At 68.9% G+C, this 9,734-nt stretch carries 13 protein-coding genes; 4 read left to right on the top strand and 9 right to left on the bottom strand.

All coding sequences use genetic code 11. The annotated features are described in order from the left end of the window. Nucleotides 1–358, top strand: a 358-nt coding sequence (locus AC1D1G_RS35960; RefSeq protein ID WP_477955847.1) for a PaaI family thioesterase, incomplete at its 5' end; no start/stop codon positions are given. Nucleotides 359–440: 82 nt separating this feature from the next. On the opposite strand, the gene AC1D1G_RS35955 is transcribed toward AC1D1G_RS35960, so the two are convergent. From AC1D1G_RS35955 to AC1D1G_RS35930, 6 genes are all read right to left on the bottom strand, one after another. Continuing rightward, on the bottom strand, nucleotides 441–1,832 hold the full coding sequence (locus tag AC1D1G_RS35955) for an NAD(P)/FAD-dependent oxidoreductase (RefSeq protein ID WP_477955846.1): 1,392 nt from the start codon (nucleotides 1,830–1,832) through the stop codon (nucleotides 441–443). 182 nt (nucleotides 1,833–2,014) lie between these two features. Continuing rightward, the gene (locus AC1D1G_RS35950) at nucleotides 2,015–2,188 is read right to left on the bottom strand and encodes an adenylate cyclase (RefSeq protein WP_105418619.1); all 174 of its coding nucleotides are present in this window, start codon (nucleotides 2,186–2,188) and stop codon (nucleotides 2,015–2,017) included. Nucleotides 2,189–2,201: 13 nt separating this feature from the next. Then, entirely contained in the window at nucleotides 2,202–3,002 is an 801-nt protein-coding gene (locus AC1D1G_RS35945) for a helix-turn-helix domain-containing protein (protein ID WP_283353634.1), read from the bottom strand. 60 nt (nucleotides 3,003–3,062) lie between these two features. After that, nucleotides 3,063–3,887, bottom strand: a complete 825-nt coding sequence (locus AC1D1G_RS35940; RefSeq protein ID WP_283332392.1) for an MBL fold metallo-hydrolase — start codon at nucleotides 3,885–3,887, stop codon at nucleotides 3,063–3,065. 17 nt (nucleotides 3,888–3,904) lie between these two features. Beyond that, nucleotides 3,905–4,228, bottom strand: a complete 324-nt coding sequence (locus AC1D1G_RS35935) for an AzlD domain-containing protein (RefSeq protein ID WP_317567293.1) — start codon at nucleotides 4,226–4,228, stop codon at nucleotides 3,905–3,907. Beyond that, a complete protein-coding gene (locus AC1D1G_RS35930) occupies nucleotides 4,225–4,899 on the bottom strand; it encodes an AzlC family ABC transporter permease (protein ID WP_477955849.1) in 675 nt (224 codons plus the stop codon). Before AC1D1G_RS35930 ends, AC1D1G_RS35935 begins: the two co-directional genes overlap by 4 nt. 86 nt (nucleotides 4,900–4,985) lie before the next feature. Here AC1D1G_RS35930 and AC1D1G_RS35925 point away from each other — a divergent pair, with 86 nt between their 5' ends. From AC1D1G_RS35925 to AC1D1G_RS35915, 3 genes are all read left to right on the top strand, one after another. Then, the gene (locus tag AC1D1G_RS35925) at nucleotides 4,986–5,540 is read left to right on the top strand and encodes a helix-turn-helix domain-containing protein (RefSeq protein WP_043793370.1); all 555 of its coding nucleotides are present in this window, start codon (nucleotides 4,986–4,988) and stop codon (nucleotides 5,538–5,540) included. A 119-nt stretch (nucleotides 5,541–5,659) separates the two neighbouring features. Beyond that, nucleotides 5,660–6,019, top strand: a complete 360-nt coding sequence (locus tag AC1D1G_RS35920) for a YciI family protein (protein WP_477955843.1) — start codon at nucleotides 5,660–5,662, stop codon at nucleotides 6,017–6,019. Nucleotide 6,020: 1 nt separating this feature from the next. After that, the gene (locus AC1D1G_RS35915; RefSeq protein WP_477955848.1) at nucleotides 6,021–7,232 is read left to right on the top strand and encodes an RNA polymerase sigma factor; all 1,212 of its coding nucleotides are present in this window, start codon (nucleotides 6,021–6,023) and stop codon (nucleotides 7,230–7,232) included. A gap of 13 nt (nucleotides 7,233–7,245) precedes the next feature. On the opposite strand, the gene AC1D1G_RS35910 is transcribed toward AC1D1G_RS35915, so the two are convergent. From AC1D1G_RS35910 to AC1D1G_RS35900, 3 genes are all read right to left on the bottom strand, one after another. Next, nucleotides 7,246–7,722, bottom strand: a complete 477-nt coding sequence (locus tag AC1D1G_RS35910) for a hypothetical protein (RefSeq protein ID WP_477955842.1) — start codon at nucleotides 7,720–7,722, stop codon at nucleotides 7,246–7,248. A 139-nt stretch (nucleotides 7,723–7,861) separates the two neighbouring features. Continuing rightward, on the bottom strand, nucleotides 7,862–9,061 hold the full coding sequence (locus AC1D1G_RS35905; RefSeq protein ID WP_477955841.1) for a Fic family protein: 1,200 nt from the start codon (nucleotides 9,059–9,061) through the stop codon (nucleotides 7,862–7,864). An 83-nt stretch (nucleotides 9,062–9,144) separates the two neighbouring features. Continuing rightward, a partial coding sequence (locus tag AC1D1G_RS35900; RefSeq protein ID WP_477955839.1) for a metal ABC transporter permease occupies nucleotides 9,145–9,734 on the bottom strand: 590 nt, incomplete at its 5' end.

Here is a 9,734-nt window from a genome sequence, read left to right as displayed (position 1 = left end):
CGAATACACCGAACTCTCACCCGACCGCGTGCGAGCGCAATGGACGGTCACCCCGGACCTGCAGCAGCCGGCCGGAATCCAGCACGGCGGCGTCTACTGCTCCGTCATCGAATCGGTGGCCAGCGCAGCGGGCACGGTGTGGCTCGGCGGCCGCGGACACGTCGTCGGTGTCAACAACAACACCGACTTTCTCCGCGCGACCCGGGAGGGCACGCTGACCGCCGAAGCCAGCCCCGTCCACCGCGGACGCACCCAGCAGCTGTGGGAGGTCCGGATCACCGACGAACAGGACCGACTCGTCTCCAAGGGGCAGGTCCGGCTCGCGAACATCACCGACACCGGACGCCTCGGCAACTGACGACCACCCACGCGCACGGCGGAGGGGACGGACCCGACAGGTCCGTCCCCTCCGCTCTGTTCACGTCATGGGCGCGCCTGCGTCACCCCGCGGCTTTGCGCTGCGCGCCGCCGGRCGACTTCTCGGCCTCTTTCTCCCGCTCGTGCCGCTCCAGCTGCTCCATCGCGTTGCGGGCGAACACCCACTGCTCGGTGGACGCCATCTGCGCGCGCCCGCGGCCGAGGAACGTCACCGTCCACGACAGCAGAGTGGACAGCCGGCTGCGGAACCCGACCAGGTACATCAGGTGGATTGCCAGCCAGGCCACCCAGCCGATGAAACCGCTGATCTCGAGCTTCCCGACCTTCGCCACCGCACTGAATCGCGAGATGGTGGCCATGCTGCCCTTGTCGAAGTACTTGAACGGCGGCCGGTCTTCCGGCTTGTGACCGCTCAGGCCGGCCTTGATCTGCTTGGCTGCGTACTTGCCGCCCTGCATCGCGACCTGCGCCAGACCCGGCAACTTGTCGAGCGCCATCATGTCGCCGATTACGAACACCTCGGGGTGGCCGGGCACCGACAGGTCGGGTTTGACCASGACGCGACCGGCCCGGTCGATCTCGGCGTCCGACTGCTCCGCGATCTGCTTGCCCAGCGGGCTCGCCTGCACACCGGCCGACCACACCTTGCACTGCGACTCGATCCGGCGTTGCGTGCCGTCCTTGTCCTTGACGACGAGGCCGTCGACGTCGACGTCGACGACCATCGCCCCCAGCTGGATCTCGATGCCGAGCTTCTCCAGCTGCTGGCGGGCCTTACGGCTCAGCTTGCCGCCGTAGACGGGCAGCACGTCGTCCGCGCCGTCCAGCAGGATCACGCGGGCCTCACGGGGATCGATGTTGCGGAACGCCCCCGACAGGGTGCGCCGCGACAGTTCCGCGATCTGGCCGGCGAGTTCGACACCGGTCGGACCGGCGCCGACGACGACGAACGTCAGGAGCCGGGCGCGTTCGGCGGGATCGTTCGACAATTCGGCCTGCTCGAACGCGCCCAGGATGCGGCCGCGCAGTTCGAGGGCGTCGTCGATGGTCTTCATGCCCGGCGCGAACTCGGAGAAATGATCGTTGCCGAAGTAGGACTGGCCCGCGCCCGCCGCGACGATCAGGCTGTCGTACGGGGTGACGGTGGTCCGGTCCAGGAACCGGGAGGTGATCGTCTTCGCCTCGAGATCGATCTCGTCGACATCGCCGAGCAGAACCTTGGTGTTCTTCTGCTTGCGCAGCACCAACCGGGTGGCGGGAGCGATGTCGCCGACGGAGAGAATGCCGGTCGCCACCTGATACAGCAACGGCTGGAACAGATGGTGAGTGGTGCGCGCGATCATGGTGATGTCGACATCGGCATTCTTCAGCGCCTGTGTGCCGAACAACCCACCGAAGCCGGATCCAATGACCACGACGCGATGGCGGCGTGACTCAACCGACTTGATACTCATTCCGTGCTCCTCGAAAAATAGACGACTCCTGTCACGGTAGTCGCCTTGTCCCCGAGCGTCTCAGTAAGCCGCGCTTCCCCCCGCCTGCACAGCGGAATCGATCCAGAACCCGGCGGCCCGTCCATACGTGAAGGCGGGCAGCCCCTCCGTGAGGAACTGCCCGCCTTCCGGTGCGTACGCGGCTATTCCGCCCGGCCGATCCGCTTCCGCCCCGTGGGAGTCCCCGGCGATTCCGGCGGAACGAAATCCGATTTGATCGAGAACACGAACAGTGCCGACACCCCGACCACGACGACAAGAATGGTGAGGACTACGACCACGTAGCCGAAACCGACACCAATTGCTGTCAAGTCCATCAGACCTACCTCCTCAGTCGCTGCTCACGCTACTGCGGAGGGTAGCCGCTGTCACCGCGTCGGCGGGGAAGAACGATTCGATGGCCAGCTCCGCGACCGTCACGTCGAGGGGAGTGCCGAACATCGTGGTCGTGCTGAGGAACGCCAGCACCGTGTCGTGGTGTCGGATACGCAGCGGCACGACGAGCGACCCCGGCAGTCCGGCGCCGTCGACGGTGCCGCCGGGGTAGCCCTCCAACTCGCCCAGCAGGTCACGCAGTCCGTCGTCGCCGGTCACCGCGATCTGATGACGCAGCCGGTGCAGAAGATGCCCCCGCCACTGCGCCAGGTCGAGGATCCGCGGTGCCATGCCGTCCGGGTGCAGGCTCAACCGCAGGACGTTCACGGGCGGCTCGAGCAGCTCCGCGGCACATCCCTCGGTCAGCACCGCGACGGCCTCGTTGGCGTCCACCATGTTCCAGTGCCGGTCGACGACCACCGCCGGATACGGGGAATGCGCGGTGAGGATCTTCCCGATGGCGTCGGCGATCGACGCCATCGGCACCTCCGACAGTCGGTGCTCCGGGAAGGCGGGCGCGAAACCGCCGGCGAGGAGCAGTGCGTTGCGTTCACGCAGCGGAATGTCGAGATGGTCGCTGAGGCGCAGCAGCATCGCCCGCGTGGGATTCGACCGCCCGGTCTCCAGGAAACTGATGTGCCGTGCCGAGATCTCCGCGCGGTTCGCCAGTTCCAGCTGACTGAGCCGGCGGCGTTCCCGCCACGCCCGCAGGTGGGTGCCGACATGCGACGTGCGCCGATCGTCGAGGGTGGTCATTCGGCCAGCCTAGGTCGGGCGGATCGCCGCGACCATTACCTCGGACGTCGTGGTCAGCGGTCACGTGAGGTGATCGAACTCCCCGGTCACCCACGCGCAGTGCCGCGTGGCCGAGTATTCGAGCGCCTCCCGGCCGTCGCTGTCGATCACGTTGTCGAAGTTGCCGATGATGCGGTCGAACTCGAGATGCGAGAGCTGGTCCGCGATGCGCCGCACCACCGCCGCGGACAGCGGCAGCCGGTTCGGGTAGGACCGGAGGAACGACACCGTGCGGCGGTCCGGGTTGGGGAACACGCCGTCMCCGGTGAGGAGGACCCCCCGGCCGTCGGCGCCGTCCCGCCAGTGCGCGACGGCGCTGCCCGGAAAGTGCCCGCCGATCTGGTGCAGGGTCAGACCCGGCGTCACCTCGTGGGTGCCGGACCAGAACACGATCGGGCCGTCGGACCGCGCCAGCCACGCGCGGTCCGCGTCGGCCACCAGGATCGGCACGCCGCCGAGCGCCTTCGACCACTGCGTCTGGACCCCGAACATGTGCGGGTGGCTGCCGGCGACGGCGATGACCGGGCCGTGCGCGGCAACGGCGTCGACGGCGGCGTCGTCGACGAACCCGATCGGATCCCACAGCAGCGACCCGGCGGGGGTGCGGATCACGAGGGACTGCTGGCCGATGGCGGTCTTCGGGTCCACGTACAGGCCGTGCAGCCCYGGCTCGACCTCGTGCTCGACCGCGCGGTACCCCGCACCGGCGAGCTTCTCCACGGTGGTCCACTCCTGACCGCCCAGCGGTATGTACTGGCGTTCGTCCGCGCAGATCGCGCACTCGTCGGGGAGCGGGGTGTTCGGGTCCTGTTCGACGCCGCACGTGGCGCAGAGATGAAAYAACACCCCTCGATCATGCATCCTCACGGCACCCCGAGGAGCCGCAATCCGGCAGTCGCTGCGGCCGCGGACAGGACGATCACGACGAAAGGTGCCTTCCGCCAGGCGAGTATGCCCGCGACGACGACGCCGGTGGGACGCGCCACTCCGGCGAGGTCGTGGCCTTCGGTGAGCGCGGTCGTGCCCACCAGTGCGGTGAGCAGAACCACGGCGGCCGTCGCCATGGTCCGCTCCACCCACGGCCGGGTGGCGATCCGTGGCCGCAGCACCGGTCCCGCGAACCGGAAGGCGAACGTGCCCGCCGCAAGGACCCCGACCGACCCGATCAGCACGAGGTTCCCGGTCACGGCAGCACCTTCCGCCGCACACCGGCAAGCAGCCCCACCAGCGCCGCCAGCACCGGAAGCCCGGCGGGCAGGAAGGGCGTGGTGGCCAGGGCGATCACGCCGCCGGCCAGTGCCGGCACCCGCACGTCCCGATCGCGCAACGCCGGCAGCACCAGCGCCAGCAGCACCGCCGGGAACATGGCGTCCAGTCCCAGCACCGCGGGGTCGCCGATCGCCGAGCCCGCCACCGCGCCGAGCACGGCCCCGAGCGGCCAGCACACCGCGATCCCTACACCGCACGCCCAGTACGCGGCGCGCCTGCGGTCGGCGTCCGTCTCACCGAGGGCGAACACCACCGACTCGTCGTTCATCAGGTGACTGCCGACGACGCGGCGCAGCCCGCGCCCCAGCACGTCACCGACCGCCAGACCGAACGGCAGGTGCCGCGCGTTCACCAGCAGCCCGGCGATCGTCGCCGCGACCGGGCTGCCGCCTGCCGCGACGATGCCGACGAACAGGAACTCCGCAGATCCGGCGAGGACCAGGACCGACAGTGCGACGGGCAACCAGGCGTCCAGGCCCGAACCCACCGCGATGGCGCCGTACGACATGCCGACCAGTGCGTCGGCGAGGCACACCAGCGCGATGTTTCGGAGGACCCGCGAATCGAGTGTTCGCTTCATCGAACGCATGACTTCTATACTGAACACATGGTGCATCGTTCGTCAAGACGAACATCGCGACCAAAATAATGAACGGGTTGTCGGGAAGGGAAACCATGGCAGGGCAATCCCCACTGGGCTACATCGGACCCTCGCTGCGTCGCGAACGCGAACGCTCGGGTATGTCCCTGACCGAAGTCGCCCGCCGCGCCGGGGTTGCGAAATCCACACTGTCCCAACTGGAATCGGGGGGCGGCAACCCGAGCGTCGAAACCCTGTGGGCCCTCTGCGTCGCACTCGACGTGCAGATGTCGCAACTGTTGGACCCGCCGCGGCCGCGCGTGCAGGTCATCCGGGCCGACGAAGGACCGGAACTGACATCCGACCGGTCCGACTACCGCGCCACCCTCGTCGCGTCCTGCCCGCCGTCCGCGCGCCGGGATCTATACCGCCTCGCCGTCGAACCCGGCCCCGCCCGGGAGTCCGAACCGCACATGCCCGGGGTGGTCGAACACGTCATCCTCAGTGCCGGGCGCGCCCTCGTCGGCGTCGCGGGCGATCCGGTCGAACTCGGACCCGGCGACTACATCGCCTACCCCGGCGATGTCGCACATGTGTTCGAAGCGCTGGAGCCGGGCACCCGCGCCGTCCTGGTGTCCGAACACAACTGAGGACATTCGGCGAAATTTCTCCGCCCAGGGTGTCGATTCGGAAGGGTGACGTTCGTATAGGAGGTGAGAGCCGGCCACATCCGCAGTCGCCGGCTGTCCGATCCGAGGAGGAACCCGAGATGACCCAGTACCTGTTGAGCGTGTACCAGCCCGACGGACCCGCTCCCGACCCCGACGTCCTCGCGAAGATCGGCGACGACCTCGACGCCCTCAACCAGGAGATGGTGTCCGCGGGCGCGTGGGTGTTCAGCGGGGGACTGTGCGCCCCCACCACGGCGACCGTGCTGCGGGCCCAGGGCGAGGACGTGCTCCTCACCGACGGCCCCTACACCGAAGGCAAGGAACATCTCGGCGGATTCACCATCGTCGAGGCGCCCGACCTGGACGCCGCCCTCGAATGGGGTCGCAAACTCACCCGGGCGACGACCCTCCCGATCGAGGTCCGGCCGTTCGTACACCACGGTGGAGCCGGCGACTGACGTGATCGCGTCCGCCGACATCGAACGGGTGTTCCGTGAGGAACACGGCCGCGCGGTGTCCGTCCTGGTCGGGGTGTTCGGCGACCTCGACATCGCCGAGGACGCCGTCCAGGACGCGTTCACCGAGGCGGTGCGGCGCTGGCCCTCGTCCGGGCTGCCACCGAGCCCGGCCGGATGGATCATCACCACCGCCCGGCGCCGCACGATCGATCGGCTCCGGCGCGAGGCCACCCGGCACGACCGCCACGCGCAGGCCGCCCTGTTGCTCGCCCGCGACGAACCGGTGGAGGAGGGCGTCGTGCACGACGACCGGCTACGCCTGATCTTCACGTGCTGCCACCCGGCGCTCGCCCCCGCCGCCCAGGTCGCGCTGACCCTCCGCCTCCTGGGCGGGCTCGGCACCGCGGAGATCGCGCGCGCATTCCTGGTCCCCGAACCGACCATGGCGCAGCGCCTCGTCCGGGCCAAGGGGAAGATCCGGGACGCCCGGATCCCGTACCGGGTGCCGAGCGAGACCGATCTGCCGGACCGCCTCCGCGCCGTCCTGGCCGTCGTCTATCTGATCTTCAACGAGGGTTACACGGCCAGTTCCGGGGACCGGCTGACGCGGGCGGACCTGTGCGCCGAGGCCATCCGCCTCGGCCGGGTCCTGGCCGCGCTGATGCCCGACGAACCGGAGGTCACCGGGCTGCTCGCGTTGATGGTGCTGATCGAGTCGCGGCGAGACGCCCGCACCGACGGCGACGGCCGGCTCGTGCTCCTGCCCGATCAGGACCGCAGTCGGTGGGATCGTGACCTCGTCGCCGAGGGGCAGTCGCTGGTGCGGGAATGCCTGCGACGGAACACCCCCGGGCAGTATCAGATTCAGGCCGCGATCAACGCCGTCCACAGCGACGCGGAGACGGCCGCCGACACCGACTGGTGGCAGATCCTCCAGTTGTACGACCAGCTGATGTCGGTGGCGCCGAGTCCGGTGGTGGCCCTGAACCGGGCGGTCGCCGTCGCCGAGGTCAGGGGACCGGAGCAGGGGTTGGCCCTCGTCGACCAGCTCGACCTCGGCAAATACCACCTGTACCACGCGGTGCGGGCCGATCTGCTCCGCAGACTCGGACGTCCCGACGAGGCGGCACGCGCGTACGAGACGGCGCGCGACCGCACCGAGAACGCTGCCGAGCGGGAATTCCTTCGGGAACAGCGCGATTCGCTCCGGTGACCCGGACTGCCGGTCAGAGACCCAGGCCCGGCGGCAGGCACACCGACCCGAAACACGTTTCCGTGCTCACGGTGACGGGGAGAGGGTCCGCCGTCGCCGGCTTCGCGTATGCGGTCTCCGGGAGCGGCGCCGAACCCCACACCTCGTCACCGGGGCCCGCGTTCTCACTGCAGATCCAGTGGACCAGGTAGTCCCCGTCGGGCACCGCGTCGAACACGAAGTCCCGCGGTCCCGGCCCGATCACCACATTCGATGCGTGGAACACCGCCACGGACTCGGGGTTCACGATGTCATCCGCCGCATGCAGCCCGCCGAGTCCGCACACGATGTCCGCACCGGTGTCGTTCGCGATCGTCGTCGTGACGGTGCTCCCGGCCACGGCGGCGGCCAGGGTCACGTCGGGTGGGTCCGCGGCGACGGGAGCGGCCAGGAACAGGGCGAGGGGGCCTGCGGCGATCAGCGTGACCGCGGCCCGGGGCACGAGTGTCATCAGCGGAACCTTCGTTCTCGGCGGTCTCACTCCGGACGTCACGGTATTGATACCCGCGGTGCGGGCGGATAAACGGCGGCGGGCGACACGTCATGTTCCCCCGGTGGATCATTCGACGGCACCCGCAGGATCGGAGCATTCAGTGTCGGCGGCGTTTGGCGCGGGCGGCGAACTCGTCCAGCACCCGGACCACGTCCTCGGCCTGCCAGATCCGGTTCCGTCGCCCGTCGGTGATCTGGGTGAGGATCCCGGCGTCGACCAGGCGGTCGATCGCGATCTGCGCGTTGGCGCCGGTCACCCCGAGCGTGGATGTGACGAGCTTGTTGTCGACGACCGGTTGGCGAAGGAGCAAGTCCACCAGCCGGTGTACCGCCGCGCCGCGCCGCGCCGTCACTCGGGTGCGCCAGTCGGCTCGAACCGCTTCCAGGTCCTGAACGAGGGTGCGACCGTTGGCGACCGCACCGAACGATGCCTCCGCGATCGACCGGACGATCGGCTCGACGTTCCCGGACCGGTACTCGCCGAGTGCGTCGAAATACTCTGCGGTGTCGTGTAGTAGGCCCGCGGACACCGGAACGGCAACACTGCGGGTGAGCTGTCCGCCGCGCAGCATCGCCTGGATCAGGGCGCGTCCGACACGCCCGTTGCCGTCCGGGAACGGGTGGATGGTTTCGAACTGCGCGTGCGCGATCGCTATCTGCGCGATCACGGGCACATCGACGCGGTTGGCGAAGACGATCAAGTCGTCGATCAGTGCGGGAACCCGGTCATGGTGCGGGGGGACGAACTGCGCGGTGTGGGGTCCGAGGCTTCCGCCGCCGATCCAGACCTGCTGCTGCCGCCATCGACCGGCGATGTTCGGATCGCCGTGTTCGAGCAGCGCGCGATGCATCTGCAGGATCGCCTCGGCGTCGATGGAGTCGGACAACTCCAACGCGGCGTGCATGGCGCGGACGTTTCCGACGATCAGGCGGGCGTTGCGGGAGGCGTGCTCGCCGAGTTCGGCCAGCGCGATCTGCCGCGCCCCGCTGCTGAGGTTCTCGATCTCCGAGCTCGACGCACTCTCGGTGCGGAGCAGAATGGAGGCGAACGGGGCGGTGATGTGGCCGACCTCGACGTCGAAACGGGTGAGCTCGGTCGCCGCGTCCTCCGTCAGCGATTGCAGCTCGCCGCTCAGTGAGATGGATCGGTCCGCGATGAACGCCGGTACTGCCGCACGGTAGGGGCCGGCAGTGAGGCGCCGCTCGCGCCGAGAGCCGTAGTCGCCGGCGGTGCTGACCCACGGATGCTGCTCGTAGGCGACAGGGGGCCACAACAGTCCGCCGTTAACCGATGCCACCCAGTGAACATACCATTGGTTAATAAGTTATCCAATGGTATGGACCCTGGGTAGTGACGGTGTGCAACGCGATAGCGCCGGTTCTACGACTTCGGTTCCGGCGCCCAATCGCGTTCCGCGTGATTCTCGGTGTTCCCGTGTTCGTCACGCGGTGTCCGGCGTCGCCGGGAGGCGGTGATTCGGCGACCGATGATTCCGTGCTGAGGTGCGAACAGGTAGACCAGCGCGAATGCCGCGCCCTGGGACAGCACCACCATGCCGCCGCTGGCCGTGTCGAGGTGATAACTCAGGTACAGGCCGATGACGGCGCAGGCCGCCGAGATCGCCGGGGCGATGACCAGCATCCGGTGGAAGCTGTCGGTCAGCAGGTACGCGGTGGCCCCGGGAATGATCAGCATCGCGACGACCAGGATGACGCCGACGGCCTGCAGGGCCACCACCGCCGTCAGGGCCAGCAGCCCCAGGAGCGCGGCCCCGAGCAGGCGCGGGTTCAGGCCGATCGCGTGGGCGTGGGTGGGGTCGAAGGCGTACAGCGTGAAGTCGCGGCGCTTGACGATCAGTGCGATGAAGACGAAGGCCCCGAGTAGGGCGATCTGGACGAGGTCGGAGCGGCTCACGCCCAGCAGGTTGCCGAAGATGATGTGGTTGAGGTCGGTTTGGCTCGGGGTGACCG

The sequence above is a fragment of the Rhodococcus sp. P3_B8 genome (genome assembly GCF_056402775.1).
Note: the sequence above shows the minus strand (reverse complement) of the source record. Positions and strands in the feature narration are given on the sequence as shown.